This is a genomic window from Streptomyces sp. NPDC086989 (assembly GCF_044745505.1).
Taxonomy (GTDB): Bacteria; Actinomycetota; Actinomycetes; order Streptomycetales; family Streptomycetaceae; genus Streptomyces.
Map to the genome: position 1 here is coordinate 87,840 of NZ_JBIVAL010000008.1, position 16,270 is coordinate 104,109.

Here is a 16,270-nt window from a genome sequence, read left to right on the forward strand (position 1 = left end):
GCTCGGGGGGGGGGTTGTTTGGGTGTTGGTCGTTTTAACGATTTATAACATATTAAATAATTTCTTTTTATGGTAGGTGTTGGTGGGGGGGGGGGGGGGGGCGCCCCCCCCCCCCCCCACGACGCGCGCGCCGTCCACCTCGCCCAGATCAACGTCGCCACGCTCCGCCATCCGCTCGACGACCCGCGCATGGCCGCGTTCGTCGAACTGCTCGACCCGGTCAATGCCGCCGCCGACAGCGCGCCGGGGTTCGTGTGGCGACTCGTGGAGGAGGGGGCCGTCGACGCCACCGCACTGCGGCCGGCGGGCGAGGACGTCATCGTCAACATGTCGGTGTGGGAGACCCAGGAGGCGCTGTGGGACTTCACCTACCGCAGCGGGCACTTGGAGGTGATGCGCCGGCGCCGTGAATGGTTCGAGCGGCACGTCGAGGCGCACCTGGTCCTCTGGTGGGTTCCCGCCGGTCACCTCCCGACCGTCGACGAGGCCCTGGAGCGGCTGGCGGACCTTCAGGCGCACGGGCCGTCCCCGCGGGCGTTCACCTTCGCCTCCTCCTACACCGCCGACGAGGCCGCCCTGCACCTTCAGGTCCCGTCGCCGCAGCCCGCACGGGCACCACAGGATGTGCGGTCGACGCAGGCCGGGTCGTCGCCGACGGTCTGACCGCACCAACGGCCCGTGCGCAACAGCCCGCTCACCGGCCCGTGAGCAACAGCCCGCTCACCGGCCCGTGCGCAACGGCCCGTCCACCTCGTCGGGTTCAGCCGAGGTGCTGCCGGAAGAAGGCGGCCGCCTCCCTCCCGACGTGGCCGGTCCGGCTCCCACAGGTGAATACGGACGCGACGCCGAGGCAGCGGATCCCGCAGGTCACGTCGGGACTCGTCCAACAGGGCAGCTGTCAGGGGTACTTGACGGCCGGAGACCATCCCGGCGACATGGTGAGGAGGTGCAGGTCGGCCATGTGAAAGCCGCCGCGCGGCGGCCGCGGATGTGGCAGGCTCCGACCGGCGCCCCCCGCGGGGGCACGGGGGAAGGGGAGGGGGGAGCGATGCCGCCGTCCCACGCTTCCGTCAGTACGCTCTGGCCCCTGCTACGGGGCACCGCCCGCGGCAACTGGGCCGTCATCCACACCGACATCGCGAAGGTCGCCGCCGACACCGAGACGGGGCTCGCAGCCACCGGCGCCGCCCTGCCCCTACCCCCACCGGTCCGTGACGCGGTGAGGCGGCGCACCTTCGCCCTCTGGCACGCCAACCAGCTCATCCTGATCACCACCTTCGTCATCTGGGGAGCCCTGGCCGCGGCCTGGGCGAGCTTCGACCACTGGCCCGCCCCTGCACGCGAGGCGCTGCAGAACGCCGGAACGGTGCAGGTGGTGCTCGCGGCCGCGGTGCTCATGTACGCCCCCTCGTACGTGATGCGGTGGTGGGTCTCGCTACGCGGTACCGGCCGCACCCGCGCGTACCGGCAGTACGCGCCGGTCGCCTCCGCCCTCCGGTTGATCCGGTGCTGCTCGGCACTGGCCACGGCACCCGCCGGCCGGCGGCACGCGAGAGCGGGGGACGTCTCCCGGGCCCTGCGCGCCCTTGAGCGCACCTTGCTCGCGGCCCCCGGACGCACCGGCAGCATTCCGAGGTCCTCGCCCCGCCGCAGGAACGCGCGGCTCCACGCCCGGCTCGTCGTATCGGCCCTGCGTCGCGCGGAGGCCGGGCTGGACACCGACCGAGCCGCTGCCGTACGCGGCCTGTCGGGCCTGGCGCTCACCGTTGCCGAGCGTCACGCCGGAGGCCGCTACGCCGCGCTCCTCCCGGACGAGGAACTGGCCGGCCTCGACCCGGCGGCCGACTGGGTCGCCCTGCGCGAGACCCTGCACCTCGCAGGGGCGCTGGTCCTCGTCGGCGCCGTCGGATGGGCGGGAGCCTGGGCGGGCGGCCGCCTCGGGGTCGAAGCACCCTGGACCCTCGTCCCGGCAGCCGTCGCCGCCGTCATCGCCTTCCCCCGTCTGCGCGCGAACGGGCCGGACCTGCTGCTCTCGTTCCTCTCGCCATAGCGCGGTGGCGGAGCGGATGCGGACCGGAAGCAGCCGGAAACCCTCAGCGGTCAGCGGTCAGCGGTCAGCGGTCAGCGGTCAGCTGTCAGTCGTCAGTCGTCAGTCGTCAGTCGGCGGGCATTGTTTTTGAATGGTCGCTCATCTATTCTCCTCCCATGCCCCGACCACGCGAATTCGAGCCCGACGCCGTACTGAACGTAGCCATGTTGCGGTTCTGGGAGCGCGGGTACCGGGCCGTGTCGGTCGAGGACCTGGTCAAGGCGACCGGAGTCAAGCCGGGCAGTCTCTACAGCGCCTTCCCGGGCGGCAAGCGTGCGCTGTTCCTGAAGTCGCTGGAGCGCTACTCGCGGCTGGTCGTGCCCGAGAAGCTGGGCGAGCTGGAGGCCCCGGGGGCGACGGTGGCCGAGATCCGCGGCTACTTCGACGGTCTGGTGCGCGATCTGCTCAGCCCCGAAGGCCGACAGGGGTGCCTGCTCGTCAACACGGCGATCGAGCACGCCGCCGAGGACGACGAGGCGGCGGCCGTCGTCCGGGGGCACCTGGCCCGGCTGGAGCGGTGCATGACCCACGCGCTGGAGAACGCGGTCCGCCGGGGGCAGGTGCGCACGTCACTGGACTGTGCCGGGAGCGCCAAGCTGCTGGTCGCCACCTGTCAGGGGCTGATGGTCGTCGGGAAGGCCGATCCCGACGAGAAGCTCCTGCGCGCGATCGTCGACAACGCCTTCCTCGCTCTCGCCTGACGGCGGGGCGCACGGGCCACCGTACGCGGTGGCCCTTCTTTCGCACCCATAGTTGAATGACTGCTCAAGAATGGAGTCGGTACATGAAGGCCATCGTCATATCCGCCCACGGAGGCCCCGAGGTCCTCACCGTCACCGAACTGCCCGACCCGGTTCCCGCCGACGGCGAAGTGCTGATCCGGGTCAAGGCGTTCGGCCTCAACCACGCCGAGGCGTACATGCGCAGCGGCGCATGGGGAAGGGTGGCCGCCGTCACCGGGATCGAGTGCGCCGGTGAGGTGGAGGCGGATGCATCCGGTGAATTCCCCATCGGAACCCGGGTGGTGGCGATCCTCGGCGGCATGGGGCGCACCCGCAACGGGAGTTACGCGGAGATGGTGACCGTACCGGCGACCAACGTGGTCGCCGTCCGATCCTCGCCATCGCTGGACTGGGCCGACCTTGCGGCCGTTCCCGAGGTGTACGCGACCGCGTGGAGCGGCCTGTTCGGCAATCTCGATCTGAGGCCGGGCGAAAAGGTCCTGGTGAGGGGCGCGACCTCCTCGCTCGGTCAGGCTGCGGTCAACCTGGCCGTCGACCACGGCGCGACCGTCTTCGCCACGACCCGGGACCCGCGGCGAGCGTCGCTGCTGAAGGAGCTCGGGGCGGCCGACGTGCTCATCGACGACGGCGCTCTCGCCGCCCGGGCCGCGGTGCGGGAGGCGGGCATCGACGCGGTGTTCGACGTCGTCGGCAACAGCGTCCTTCGTGACTCGCTGGCCCTGGTCCGGCCGCGCGGTCGGGTGTGCCAGCTGGGCTTCCTGGGCGGATTCGAGCCCGTACGCGACTTCGACCCGATCGCCGATCTCCCCAGCGGAGTCCGGCTCAGCTTCTTCGGCAGCGCCTTCGTTCTGGGCACCCCCGCATTCCCGCTCAAGGACGTGCCGCTCGACGAGATGTACGCCAAGGTCGCGGCCGGCGTCCTGCGGGCGCGTCCCACACGGGTCTTCCGGTTCGACGAGATCGTCGAAGCCCATCGGGCGATGGAGTCCGGCCAAGCGCTCGGGAAGATGGTCGTCACCATCGGCTGAACCCCGAGCCTCCGTCACCGGCCGAGGACACCTGGTCGGGAGCCGGCGGCAGCGGGTGGGATCCGCGTCGCGGCGGATCCCACCCGGGAACACCGGTCCACCGCTCCGCTGCGGAACCGGCCGACGCCCAAGTGGTCGGCCGGTTCCCGGATCAGCCCGTCACACCCGCCGAGTCGCGCTGGCCGGCCCGTGCGAACTCGGCCATGCCATCGGCGAAGCCGACCGTCGGACGCCAGCCCAGCTCCTTGCGCAGCCGGGCGGAGTCGGCGGTGATGTGCCGTACGTCGCCGAGGCGGAACTCGCCCGTCACCACCGGGGCGGGTCCGCCGTGCGCCGAGGCCAGGGCGGCAGCCATCTCGCCGACCGTGTGGGGCTCCCCGCTGCCGGTGTTGTACACGGCGAGTGCGCCCGCCTGCCGGGCAGCGACCGCCTCGAGTGCCACCGCATTGGCCGCCGCCACGTCCGTGACGTGGACGAAGTCCCTCCGCTGCGCGCCGTCCTCGTAGACCCGGGGAGCCTCGCCCCGGGCGAGCGAGGAGCGGAAGAAGGAGGCCACCCCGGCGTACGGGGTGTCGCGCGGCATGCCCGGCCCGTACACGTTGTGGTAGCGCAGCGACACCGCCCGGCCTTCCACGCACCGGGCCCAGCTCGCCGCAAGGTGCTCCTGGGCCAGTTTCGTGGTCGCGTACACGTTCCGCGGATCCGTCGGCGCGTCCTCGACGACCAGGCCCGGCGCGAGTTCGGCTCCGCAGTCGGGGCAGTGGGGTTCGAAGCGGCCCGCCGTCAGGTCCTCGGTCCGACGCGGCCCGGGGCGTACCGTTCCGTGCCGTTCGCACGTGTACCGGCCCTCCCCGTAGACCACCATCGATCCGGCGAGCACGAGCTTCCCCACCCCCGCGGTCGCCATCTCCGCCAGCAGCACCGCCGTTCCGAGATCGTTGCAACCGACATACTCCGGGGCGTCCGTGAAGTCCTTGCCGAGGCCCACCATGGCCGCCTGGTGGCACACCGCGTCGATTCCGCGGAGCGCGGCCCGGACCGCGACGGCGTCCCGTACGTCGGCGCGGACGAACTCGGCGTCCGGCAGGGGCGGTGTGCCGGGGTGGGCGGCGGGCAGCAGGGCGTCGAGGACGACGGGCTCGTGCCCCCGGTCCTTGAGGGCGGAGACGATGTGGGAGCCGATGAACCCGGCCCCTCCGGTGACGAGTACGCGCATGCCGAGGACGCTACGCAGTGCGCAGCCTGCGGAGGGGCTCCCACGCGTGCACGTAAGACTTCCGTCATACGGGGGGGCAGTGGGGCAGCGGGGCATGGCCGCAGCCGCAGCCGCAGCCGCAGCCGCTGCCGCAGCCCGGTGGCCGGACCGGAGCGCCCACGCTTCGTCGTGATGCCCGGACGTCAGTTCGTCGCGCCGCGGGCCTGCCGCCGAGCCCGGCTCCAGCGCCACATCCGTACGGCCAGGACCACCGCCGATGCCGCGAACAGCGCCGCCGTGATGAGAAGCCAGCGTCCGAGGAACCCGTCGGCCGGCAGGGCGGTCGCCGCGGTGTAGTGGTCGACCCGGGTGAAGATCAGCGGCCACCAGACCAGCAGCAGGACACCGGAGACGAACGCGGGTACGCGGACGTGGTTCACGCTCACACGAGGCGCGGGTGCTGCGGGGCCGGGTCCGCGGAGAAACAGGGCCTGCGCCGCCCGGTCGGTCACCGAGTACAGGGGCAGCAGGACCAGGTCGTGGAGGAGAGCGGCACCGACGAACCAGACGGCCACCCCCACGGTGTCCCCCTCGAACAGGCGCAGACCGGCGTACCCGGCAAGGGCGAAGGAAGTCAGTACGAGCAGCAGGTGCAGCGGGGAGGCGCCGTAGCGGCGCCGGAACGCGGTCGGCGCGCTCATACGGGCTCTCCGAAGGTGAGGCGGGTGACCCATTTGGTGTTGTGGACCCCCGGAGCCCCGGCGACGACGGCCCGCGCCGGGTAGCCGTGGTCGGCGGAGAGGACCGCCCCGTTGACGCGGACGGCCAGCAGCGAGCGGCTGTCGCGGACCTGGTGGTCGCTGAGCACTGCCGAACTGAACGAGCCGCCACGCTGCACCGACTCCACGAGGACCTCGGGCGTGTTCACACCCAGTCCTACGAGCGCGGCCAGATCGGTGAGCCGGACCCCGCCCCACCGCTGGTCGGGGGTCGACCAGCCCTCCACACAGGCGATGGGCAGGGCAGACTCGTGCTGCGTCATGGCCAGGAGCTGCTCGTACGTCAGGTCGACCTGACGCCCCGGGCCGCGTACGGTCAGCCGCCACGCGGGACCGACGTCGCTGGGCCGGATCCCGACCGAGGCGGCGGTCTTGTTGATCTGGAAGCCGTTCGGGCCCGAACCCGGGTCCCGGCCGTGAGGGGCGAGCAGCGCGGTCCGCCGCCACCATCCGCCGATGCTCTGCCCCGCCGTGACGACCAGCAGTGCGACCGACCCGAGCCCCACCATGGCCAGGGCGCCCCGGCGGGAGATGGTCGGCGCCGCGGGGCGGGGCGAGACCAGCCCGAGCGCGTCCGCGGTACCCGCCGCGGGCTCCCCGGACCGTGCTCGTACGGCCCGCAGTGCCCTGGGGAGGCGGAAGGCCACATGCACGACGAACGCGCCGATGAACACCCAAGCCCCGTAGAAGTGCAGGGTGTAGAAGGAGCCCGGGAAGATGTAGTGGAGCTGGACGTTGAGGATGCCGGTGACGAACTCGAAGCCGGCGCCGCCGACCAGCAGGAGCAGGGACAGCCGCTCCAGGGCGTGGCCGGCTGAGCGGACCGGTGGCCACTCGAACAGCTTGGGAATGACCGACCAGAGCTTCGCCAGCAGGACGGGCACGAGGACGATTCCCAGCGTCACGTGGACGCCCTGGGTGAGTCGGTAGAGCCAGTACGGCGAAGTCGGCCACGGGAACAGGTAGAAGCCGAGCCATCCCTTGTCCGGAGTCTGGTCGTTGACCGCCGCGAGATCGGGGTTGTACGCCGCGTACGACAGCAGACCCGTCACAAAGAGCACAGTGATCCCGAACAGCAGGACCAGCCCGAACACCGACGTCAGCCACGGACCCCGCAGCGGACTGCGCCAGAACTCCGGACGGGCCGGCCCCGGCGGCGGGGTGGCCGTCCCTCGCGGTTCGGTGCCCGTCTGTGGTGGCGCATCGTCCGGCTGCCCCTGGCCGCCGCCACTCGGACCCATCGGGCACCTCCACGTGGGGCTCGTACGCGTCGTTGTTCACGTAGCGACTGCCCCATGAAGATGCCGCACCGGTGCCGCGCCTGCTCCGGTGACACGCCAGGTGCCGACCCCGAACGGCACGTTCGGTCGGGTGGGGCCGTGCCCTCACAGGCCGCGAGGCGGCCGAGGTCATGGCCACGCTGGTGGAAGCGGTCGACGCGAGGGTCTGAAGGATCGGCGGTCGCCCCGGGTCCGGGGGCGGGCGTGTGGGCTCCGGCCCATGGGGCAGGCGGGACGGAGTACGACACCTGCACCGACCATTGAAGGAGCTGCGGCATGACCGACGACATGTGGGCCTACCGTTCCGGCATCATCCATCCGACGGGCGAGGACCTGACGGGGTACGCCGTGGAAGCGGTCGACGGCCATATCGGCAGGATCGACAGGCACTCCAAGGAGGTCGCCGACGCCTACATCGTGGTGGACACCGGTGTGTGGATCTTCGGCAAGGAGGTCCTGCTCCCGGCGGGGACGATCCTGCGCGTGGACGGAGCGAGCAGGACGGTCCACGTGGACCGCACCAAGGAGCAGATCAAGGCCGCTCCGGAGTTCCACCGCGACAACCACCTGCGCGACCCGGACTACCGCCAGGAGATCGGCAAGTACTACGCCGGATGAACCGGACCCCGCCCCACGGGGGCGCGCCGCGCCGACGCCGGCCGGCCGCCCACCGGGCGAGGGCGGGCGAACCCTGTGCGTCAGGGACGGAAGGCCTCGCTCGTTTCTCCCGGCTCGGTCTCCAGCGCATCGCGGTCCACCATCAGCATGACGAGGAAGAACAGCCCGCCCACCAGGTCGATGCCGTGATCAGCTCCAGCAGCGCGGCGCCCGGCAGCGCGACCATCAGGACGACCCCGAGGGCGAAGATCAGGACGGTCGCCGGGACCGGGGTCTGCGTCCGCGGTGACGTGCCGCATCAGCCGGTGGGCCGGGAAGCGCCCGTCGCGCGCCATCGCGATGACGAGGCGCGCGCACGCCGTCACCGCCACGACCCCGGCGCCGAAGAACGCGAAGGTGATGGCGACCAGCAGCACCCGCTCCATGACCGGACCGAGCTGGTCCCGCATGATCGCCGCCACCGGTGAGCTGGCGGCGGAGATCCGCGGGATGTCCTTGATCGCGACGGTGAGCGTGATCAGGAACAGCATGCCCAGGACCGTGGCCGCCACGACCGACCCCACGATCGCGCGCGGGACGGTGCGGTGCGCGTCCTTGGCCTCCTCGGCCAGGTTCGCCGCGGAGTCGAAGCCGACCAGCGTAGCCAGACCCATGATCATCGCGAGCATCAGGCCGCCACCGACGGCGAAGTAGTGGGGCGCGTGCGCGGCGACCCCGCGCGAGGTGAGGTTGTCCGCCGCGCCGTCGCCCTTCCCTTCCGGTAGCCACCGAGCTCGACGGAATCCCTGCCGTCCGCGCCGCCCTCGCCGTTCCGGGAGCGCTTCGGGGTCTCCGCCATGCCGGCCATCTCGCCCCTCCCGGTTCGCTCCGGCTGCGTGGGCAGCGGCAGGGGCGCCCCGCCCAGTGTCCCCTTGCCGGGCACCGCATCACGGCCTTGGCGGCCGACGCCCCCGACCGACCGCCCGGACGGACGCCTCTTGTGGCTTCCGCGGCACCGCCGCGGCGGGGGTCCCGGCACACCGGCGTCGCGAGGGGGGCACGCCCTGGACTCCCGTATATGAGCCCCCGCCCGGGGCCACTGTGGCTAGGCTCCGACGATGGAACGTGCAGAGGTCCTCAAGCGAGTCATCGGCATCCTCACCGAGGCCCAGGAGATCCGCCGGGCGGTGGAGCGTGGCGAGGACGGCGATCCTCCCGAAGCGGAAGCCGGGGTCGTCACCCATCTGCTCAACGAGATGCTGCCCTCGATCAGCGTCCCCGCCGACGCCTCCCCGCAGCAGGTGGCCCGCCACGTCGCGGAGGCCCTGGGCCCGGCCCTCCACACGATGGTCGCCGGCTTCAGCCTGGCCTTCACCAGCCTCGCCATGGCCCACGACGCGGGTCGTACCGACATCTCCTCGATCGAGGTGCTCCAGGAACTGGCCCTCGAAGTCGAGGCGGGTACGTACGACGACGGGGCGTAGAGCATCGACGCCCACCGGATGGCGCGAGACGGGCGCGCCCCTCCGCGCTGAGCGGCGCACGCCGCCGCGGATGTCCCGCCATTGGTCCAGACCTATTGACGCGGTGTGTCGGCGCTCCTACGATCCGGTCCGGCGCAGCCCCACATGTCCCCACCTCACCCGAGCCGGGAGTCACGTCCCCACGCATGTCATGCCCATGGTCATGCTCATGATTCTCGGCGGGAAGGAAGCGCAGCATGTTCCGTCGAAGGTCGCGCACTCCACGTACGCCGGGCGATGTCCGCCCTCGCCCCGATGCCGGGCGAACCCTGCACAGACCCGCCGCCGCCACACGGCGCCTTCTCGCAGGGGTCAGTGCCGCTGCCGTCATCGCCACCGGGCTCGCTGTGGCCGGCTCCGTCACGGCCGGCGCAGCCACCACCAACCTCGTGGCCAACTCCGGCTTCGAGAACGGGCTGACCGACTGGACATGCCCCGGCGCCGCCGCCGCGACCGTCAGCACCCCGGTCCGGTCCGGCACCTCCGCCCTCATGGCGGCGCCGACGGGACAGGACACCGCCCAGTGCTCCCAGAACGTCAGTGTCCAGCCCAACTCCCAGTACACCCTGAGCGCTTATGTGCAGGGCAGTTACGTCTACCTGGGCGCCACCGGCACCGGCATCACCGGCACCCCGTCCACGTGGACGCCGAACAGTCCGTCCTACGGCCGGCTCAGCGTCGACTTCACCACTGGGCCGAACACCACCTCGGTGACCGTCTACCTGCACGGCTGGTACGGGCAGCCCGCGTACCACGCGGACGACGTGTCGCTCACCGGCCCCGGCGGCAGCGACCCCACGCCGACCGTCACGCCACCCACCACCGTTCCACCCACCACCGTTCCGCCGACGACCGCCCCGCCGACGACGGCCCCACCGACCACCGCCCCGCCGGGTGACACTTGCCCCACGAAGCCCAGGCCGACGGGCAAAGTGCTCCAGGGCTATTGGGAGAACTGGGACGGTGCCTCCAACGGCGTCCACCCCGGCTTGGGCTGGATTCCCATCACGGACAGCCGTATCGCCGCGCACGGATACAACGTCATCAACGCAGCCTTCCCGGTGATCCTCTCCGACGGCACCGTCCTGTGGCAGGACGGCATGGACACGGGCGTCAAGGTCTCGACGCCCGCCGAGATGTGCCGGGCCAAGGCGGCCGGCGCGACGCTCCTGATGTCCATAGGCGGCGCTGCCGCCGGCATCGACCTGAGCTCCGCCACCGTCGCCGACAAGTTCGTGGCGACCGTCGTCCCGATCCTCAGGAAGTACAACTTCGACGGCATCGACATCGACATCGAGACCGGCCTGTCCGGAAGCGGCAACATCAACACGCTGTCCGCCTCCCAGTCCAACCTGATCCGCATCATCGACGGCGTCCTGGCGCAGATGCCGGCCGGGTTCGGCCTCACCATGGCCCCCGAAACCGCGTACGTCACCGGCGGAAGCGTCACCTACGGGTCGATCTGGGGCGCCTACCTGCCGATCATCAAGAAGTACGCCGACAACGGTCGCCTGTGGTGGCTGAACATGCAGTACTACAACGGCAGCATGTACGGCTGCTCCGGCGACTCCTACCAGGCCGGCACGGTCCAGGGCTTCACCGCGCAGACCACGTGCCTGAACAACGGCCTGACCGTCCAGGGCACCACCATCAAGGTGCCCTACGACAAGCAGGTGCCCGGACTGCCCGCCCAGCCCGGTGCGGGCGGCGGCTACATGGCGCCGAACCTGGTCGGCCAGTCCTGGAACGCCTTCGGGGGGTCGCTGAAGGGACTCATGGCCTGGTCGGTCAACTGGGACGGCTCGAAGGGCTGGACCTTCGGCGACAACGTCAGGGCCCTGGAAGGCCGTTGACGCCCACGCTCGACCCCGGTCCGCATCGCCGGCGCGGGCCGGTCCGACCGGCGCGGCCCGAGGAGACCTCTCCTCGGGCCGCACCCCGTTCACCGCAGGCGCCACCGATGCGCAATGATGTGCCGTGCAGGGCAATGGAGTTGAGACAGACGGCTGTATGGGGGGACTGCACGTGGACGACGCGGTCGAGTTGGCGGACATGATCGCGCAGCTGCGCGCGGAACTGAGCCGTGCCATGTCGGCCGGCAAGGATTCGGACCTGCGGTTCAAAGCCGAGCGGGTCGAGCTGGAGCTGACCGTGGGAGTGGAACGGACGACCGAGCCGGGCGTCAAGGTCCGCTTCTGGGTGTTCGACGCCAGTGCGAGCGCCAAGCGGTCCACGACCGTCACCCAGAAGCTGACCCTGAGCCTGCAACCGGTCTCCGCGGACGCCCCCGAGCGCACGGCCCTGATCTCCGGCGACGCACTGCTCGGTGAGGACTGAGGCGACAGCGGTGCGGAGCGGACTCGACCCCCACCGCATCGCCGAGGTGATCGTCACCACCGCCGCGGGCTCCGGCCGGCGCGGATCGGGCTACCGGGTCGGGGACACGCTCGTGCTGACCGCACAGCACGTGGTGGCGGACGCGGACGGCATCCAGGTCCGCTTCGACGCCGACCGGCCCGGCCAGTGGGCCGCATCGGCGGACGTGGCCTGGTCGGACGCGACGACCGACGTGGCCGTCCTCGCGTTCGCCCCGCCGTCCGACGCCGCCCCCGTCCCGCCCGCACCGTTCGGCCGGATCGGCGACGACCGCCACGCCGTCGTCGACGTCCACGCCGCCGGGTTCCCACTGTGGAAGCGTCGACGCCGCCCCGACGGAGGCCAGTTCCGCGAACTGCACCAGGCCGACGGAACCGTGGCCGCCCTCTCCAACCTGCGCACCGGAACCCTGGAGATCACGGTCGCCGTGGCAGCCGCCGACCCCGATCCGCAGGTGTCACCCTGGTCGGGCATGTCCGGAGCCGCACTGTGGGCCGGCAGCCTCATCGTCGGCGTGGTGGCGGAACATCACCGCTGGGAGGGGCCGGGCCGGCTGACGGCCGCCCGCATCGACCACGTGCTGCGCAACGTCGACGCACGCCTGCGGACCAGCCTGACCGACCTCCTGGCGATCGCGGACCCCGACGCCCTGCCCGAGGCCGGCACGGAACCGTCCCCCCGGCCGGTGAGGAGCGCCCCGCGGGCCTCGAAGGTGGTCGGGCTGCCGGTCACCCACGGCCTCGAACTCTTCAAGGACCGTACGGAGGCACGCGAGCTGATAGGGCGTCATCTGGCCGATCCGGCGATCCGCATGGTGACCGTGACCGGTCGCCGCGGCATGGGCAAGAGCTCGGTCGCCGCCAAGGTCGTGGACATGCTGGAAGCGGGGGAGTGGCCCGGCCACAGCCGGGCCCCGCTCCCGTCGGCGATCGTCAACCTGAGCACCCGCACCGCCGGCGTCTCCCTGGAACGCCTCTACCTCGACTGCGCCCGTGCGCTGGGACCCGGCCAGGAGGCACGGCTGCTGGACGTCTGGGCCGCCGACCGGCCCGTGCAGGACAAGATCGGCGAACTGTTCGCCGCCATGGGCGACGAGCTGGTCGTCATCCTGGTGGACAACCTGGAGGACCTGCTCGGTGACGACGGCCGGCTCGACGACGCCGAGCTCGACGCCTTCTTCGACTGCCTCTTCCGCGCCCGCCACACCCCCCGCCTGCTGGTGACCTCGCAGGTCCCGCTGCACCTGGCGCCCGAACTGCGCCGCTTCGCCGCCGAGGTCGAACTCTCCGACGGGCTCCCGGCCGAGGAGTCCATCGCGCTGCTGCGCGAACTCGACCAGGACGGCAGCCTCGGCGTCGCAGAGCTTCCCGACGAACAGCTCCTGCGTGCGGCCGTCCACGTCCACGGGGTTCCGCGCGCATTGGAGTTGCTCGTGGGCATCATGGCGGACGACGTCCTCGAACTCCCCTCCCTCCAGGACGTCCTGGAGGACTTCACCCTGCGCGGCGACGTGGTCGCCGCCCTCGCGCAGGACCGCTACGGCCGGCTCGGCCCCGACGCCCGCACCCTCCTCAACGTCCTCGCGGTGCTGCGCACGCCCGTGCCGCGCGAGGCCATCGCGTGGTTCGTCGACGGCGTGGCACCCGGCCTCGACGTCGCGCGCGTCATGTCGCAGCTGCTCCGCATCCGCATGTTGTCGGCGGACCGGGCCACCCGTACGTACGCCCTGCACCCCATGGACGCCGACCTCGCCTACGGCGCCCTGCCGTCCGACGGCCCGTTGGGACGCCGCGCCCTGGAGCGGCGGGCGGCCGACTGGTACGCGCACACCGCGCCACCCCGCTCGCAGTGGCGCGGCCTGCAGGACGTGGGCCCGCACCGCCGCGAGTTCGAACACCTTGTCAGGGCAGGAGACATGAACGACGCCGCGCTGCTCCTCGGGACCATCGGGCCCTGGATGGCCCGGCACGGCTCCGCCCTCGCGGCGATCTCGATGCACCTGACAGTGGAGGAAGAGTTGACCGACGACACCGCACGCCTCGCCCACCTCATCGGCTACGGCCACGCCCGCCTGAGCGGAGGCCCGCTGGCACACGCCGCCGAACTCTTCACTGAGGCGTCCGACCTGGCCGACTGCCTCGGAGACCGGAAGGCCCTGCAGGAAGCGGTGTTCGGACTGGGCGACGTTCACCGCCAGCTCGGCCGGCTCACCGACGCGGTCGGTGCGCTCGCGCGCGCCGCCGAAATCGCCCACGAGAACGGCGACACCGAGGCCGAGGCCCACGCCGTCCTGAGCCTCTCCCTCGCCCACAGCACCCTGGGCCAGGGAGAGGAAGCCCTGGCCGGCGCCGACCGGCTCGGCGGTATCGCCGCGGCATCGGGGGATCGGCTGACGGCGGCACGGGCGTGGAACGCCCGCTTCACCGCCCTGCTGGCCATGGGCCGGTGGGAGGAGACCATCACCGCGGGCGACCGTGCCGTACGCGCCTACGCGGAGGCGGGCGTCCAGGAGGCGACCGACTACGCGCTGAACGCCAAGGGAGTGGCCCAGCTGGCGCTGGGCCGGCCCGCCGAGGCGGCGGCATCGCTGGAGGCGGCGCTCGCCGCGGCGTCCGCAATGGAGAACCCGCGCACCGAGGGGGTCTGCCTCCACAACCTCGCGTGGACCCACTGGACGGCCGGCCGCCACGAGCGGGCCGCGGAGACGGCGGACCGGGCGGCCGCCTCCCTGCACCGCGCCGGAGCAGCCGAGGCCGCGGCGGCCGAGGCCCTCGCCGAGGCGGCCCGCGCCCGCACCGCCGAGGACCTGCCCACGGCAGCCGGGGCACTGCTCCGCGCCGCGGAGCACACGGGCCGCAACATCGAGATGATCCCGCCCTCCTGGCTCACCACCCAGGCCGAAGCCCTCACCACGCAGAGCGAAACCGGCAGCACCACACCCTGAACGGCACCGCGCCCCGGTCTGCTAGGGGCCCAGCGTCTTGTCGAGCCAGTCGAAGACGACCTCGCAGTGCAGTTGCGGGGCCATGGGTGAGCAGTGCAGTTGCGCCCCTTGGGCCGCCGTCAGCTTCAGGTAGTCCTTCGGCGAGGTGAGGGCTTCGTACATGCGGCGCGGCTGGCCGGGGTAGAACTGCTCGCCCTCGTAGTCCAGCACCAGGGTCGGCGCCTTGATCCGGCCGACCACGTCCGTGATGGACAGCGCCTTGATGCGGGTGGCCGGGGTGTAGAAGTCGGTGAACAGCTTGCCCTGGCGGGCTTCGAGCATCGCGGGCACGGAGAACGGTTCGAACCGCTTCTTCATCACATCGGCGGCTTCCGGGGGCAGTTCGGGGACGACTTCCTTGTTCCAGATGTCGTTCGTCTGTTGCTTGTCCGGGGTGAGGATCTTCCGGATCTCGGGCGGGAAGCCCAGCCACGGTTCCACGCAGCCCGGCATCGCCACCAGGGCGGCGATGCGCGTCTCGAACGCCGCCGCCCGCGGCGCGAGGTCGCCCGCCATGCTCAGGCCCGTCAGGGCGATCTTGTCGGCGGCCACGTCCGAGCGGGCCGTCAGCCAGTCGACGAGGGGCGTGACGACCCGCTCCCAGGTGGGTGTGAACACCACACGGTCCACGAAGAGGAGCTGCCCCTGGCCCGGTCCGTCGTAGACGAGCGCGTTCCAGCCCCGTTCCAGCGCGGCGGGGACCCCGTACGTCCACATGTCGACGTTCTGGCCGTCGCTGCCGTTGGTCAGGATCACCGTCGGGCGCGGAGCACCGGACGTGTCGGGCCGGAAGAACCACACGGGCAGCGGCGTGGTCCCGTAGGGCACCTTCGCCTTCACGGGGGCGGGCTCGCACAGGTCGCAGAAGGTGTCCCAGGCGGCACGTCCCGCCTTGTAGAGCCGCTCCTCGCTGCCGGGGTCGTCCGAACCCAGGACGAAGAACAGCGCCTGGCCGTAGTACTGGGCCGCGCGCAGGGCCCGGAACCGCTTGGTCTGGCCGTCGGCGGGGGCTCCCGGGGGCGTCGCCATGAGCTGGTCGCCGAGGCCGCGGAACGTCTTGACGTACGACTGCGCCGTCAGCCCGGCCGCGTTGATGGCGTTCACGGCCGTCAGGACCTCGCCGACCTCCGCGGCTCCGGCGCCCGAGCCGCCGAGCGCGAGGAGTCCGTTGAAGTTGTACGCGGGGTCCTTGAACAGCGTCATCGCACCCGGGGTGAGGCCGCCGGCCGCGGCGGTTGCCGAGCTGCTGGTGGCCGCGGCAGGGGCGCCGGGGGCGCCGTCCCGCGCACAGCCCGCCAGGAGTGCGGCTCCCGCGCCGGCGGTGAGGAGGGCGCGACGCGTGGGTCCGGAATGCCGATCGCCGTGTACGGGTCTCATGGCATCGGAGCGTAGAGCCGGACCGGCGCCCCGACCTCCCGGACCGGCCCGCTCGGAACGAGCCGGCACCGCTGCGGCCCGCCCCTGGACAGGGAGAGCGCAGCCCCACGCCTGCCCCGCCGCCCCTGCGCCGTCCGGGCGACCGGGTACGGACCCGCCGGGGCTCACGCCCGAGCGACCCCGTGGCCCGACGCTTGTGCCGGGCCGCCCCGAGCCCGCCTCCGCCCGTACACGGGGCCGGGCTCGGCCGACCCAGGACGAGTGACACGTCCAGGGCCCACCCGGCCTGGACCGCCGGAC

The 16,270-nt window shown here is 72.1% G+C and carries 14 protein-coding genes and 1 pseudogene; 10 read left to right on the forward strand and 5 right to left on the reverse strand.

Annotation, left to right across the window (positions count from 1 at the left end; translation table 11 throughout):
* Positions 1–69 precede the first annotated feature (69 nt).
* From ACIPK4_RS20615 to ACIPK4_RS20630, 4 genes are all read left to right on the forward strand, one after another.
* Entirely contained in the window at positions 70–663 is a 594-nt protein-coding gene (locus ACIPK4_RS20615; protein WP_402314586.1) for a DUF3291 domain-containing protein, read from the forward strand.
* A gap of 385 nt (positions 664–1,048) precedes the next feature.
* Positions 1,049–2,050 (forward strand): hypothetical protein, encoded by a 1,002-nt coding sequence (locus ACIPK4_RS20620; RefSeq protein ID WP_402314588.1) that lies wholly within the window; start codon positions 1,049–1,051, stop codon positions 2,048–2,050.
* 155 nt (positions 2,051–2,205) lie between these two features.
* Complete coding sequence (locus tag ACIPK4_RS20625; protein WP_402314589.1) at positions 2,206–2,790, forward strand: TetR/AcrR family transcriptional regulator; 585 nt, start codon at positions 2,206–2,208, stop codon at positions 2,788–2,790.
* A gap of 83 nt (positions 2,791–2,873) precedes the next feature.
* Positions 2,874–3,860, forward strand: a complete 987-nt coding sequence (locus tag ACIPK4_RS20630) for a zinc-binding dehydrogenase (RefSeq protein WP_402314591.1) — start codon at positions 2,874–2,876, stop codon at positions 3,858–3,860.
* 151 nt (positions 3,861–4,011) lie between these two features.
* Here the strand turns inward: ACIPK4_RS20630 and ACIPK4_RS20635 are convergent, their stop codons facing one another.
* The 3 genes from ACIPK4_RS20635 to ACIPK4_RS20645 form a co-directional block, all read right to left on the reverse strand.
* Positions 4,012–5,076: an NAD-dependent epimerase/dehydratase family protein gene (locus ACIPK4_RS20635; protein ID WP_402314593.1), complete on the reverse strand. Its 1,065-nt coding sequence runs from the start codon at positions 5,074–5,076 to the stop codon at positions 4,012–4,014.
* 182 nt (positions 5,077–5,258) lie between these two features.
* On the reverse strand, positions 5,259–5,756 hold the full coding sequence (locus ACIPK4_RS20640; protein WP_402314595.1) for a hypothetical protein: 498 nt from the start codon (positions 5,754–5,756) through the stop codon (positions 5,259–5,261).
* On the reverse strand, positions 5,753–7,075 hold the full coding sequence (locus ACIPK4_RS20645; protein WP_402314597.1) for a molybdopterin-dependent oxidoreductase: 1,323 nt from the start codon (positions 7,073–7,075) through the stop codon (positions 5,753–5,755). The genes ACIPK4_RS20640 and ACIPK4_RS20645 overlap by 4 nt, the downstream gene beginning before the upstream one ends.
* A 315-nt stretch (positions 7,076–7,390) precedes the next feature.
* On the opposite strand from ACIPK4_RS20645, the gene ACIPK4_RS20650 reads away from it, so the two are divergent.
* Positions 7,391–7,732, forward strand: coding sequence for a PRC-barrel domain containing protein (locus ACIPK4_RS20650; protein WP_402314599.1), 342 nt, complete (start codon positions 7,391–7,393; stop codon positions 7,730–7,732).
* Between the two features lie 80 nt (positions 7,733–7,812).
* Here ACIPK4_RS20650 and ACIPK4_RS20655 read toward each other — a convergent pair whose 3' ends face one another.
* Entirely contained in the window at positions 7,813–8,400 is a 588-nt protein-coding gene (locus ACIPK4_RS20655; protein ID WP_402314601.1) for an APC family permease, read from the reverse strand.
* Between the two features lie 429 nt (positions 8,401–8,829).
* Here ACIPK4_RS20655 and ACIPK4_RS20660 point away from each other — a divergent pair, with 429 nt between their 5' ends.
* From ACIPK4_RS20660 to ACIPK4_RS20680, 5 genes and pseudogenes are all read left to right on the forward strand, one after another.
* A complete protein-coding gene (locus ACIPK4_RS20660) occupies positions 8,830–9,195 on the forward strand; it encodes a hypothetical protein (protein WP_402314603.1) in 366 nt (121 codons plus the stop codon).
* A gap of 236 nt (positions 9,196–9,431) precedes the next feature.
* Positions 9,432–9,956: pseudogene (locus ACIPK4_RS20665) on the forward strand (carbohydrate binding domain-containing protein); the annotation flags it as partial.
* Positions 9,957–9,998: 42 nt separating this feature from the next.
* Positions 9,999–11,087, forward strand: a complete 1,089-nt coding sequence (locus ACIPK4_RS20670) for a chitinase (protein ID WP_402315185.1) — start codon at positions 9,999–10,001, stop codon at positions 11,085–11,087.
* Positions 11,088–11,244: 157 nt separating this feature from the next.
* The gene (locus ACIPK4_RS20675) at positions 11,245–11,571 is read left to right on the forward strand and encodes a trypco2 family protein (RefSeq protein ID WP_376193784.1); all 327 of its coding nucleotides are present in this window, start codon (positions 11,245–11,247) and stop codon (positions 11,569–11,571) included.
* A 10-nt stretch (positions 11,572–11,581) separates the two neighbouring features.
* A complete protein-coding gene (locus tag ACIPK4_RS20680; protein WP_402314606.1) occupies positions 11,582–14,554 on the forward strand; it encodes a trypsin-like peptidase domain-containing protein in 2,973 nt (990 codons plus the stop codon).
* A gap of 21 nt (positions 14,555–14,575) precedes the next feature.
* On the opposite strand, the gene ACIPK4_RS20685 is transcribed toward ACIPK4_RS20680, so the two are convergent.
* On the reverse strand, positions 14,576–15,970 hold the full coding sequence (locus ACIPK4_RS20685) for an alpha/beta hydrolase family protein (RefSeq protein ID WP_402314608.1): 1,395 nt from the start codon (positions 15,968–15,970) through the stop codon (positions 14,576–14,578).
* Positions 15,971–16,270: the final 300 nt, after the last annotated feature.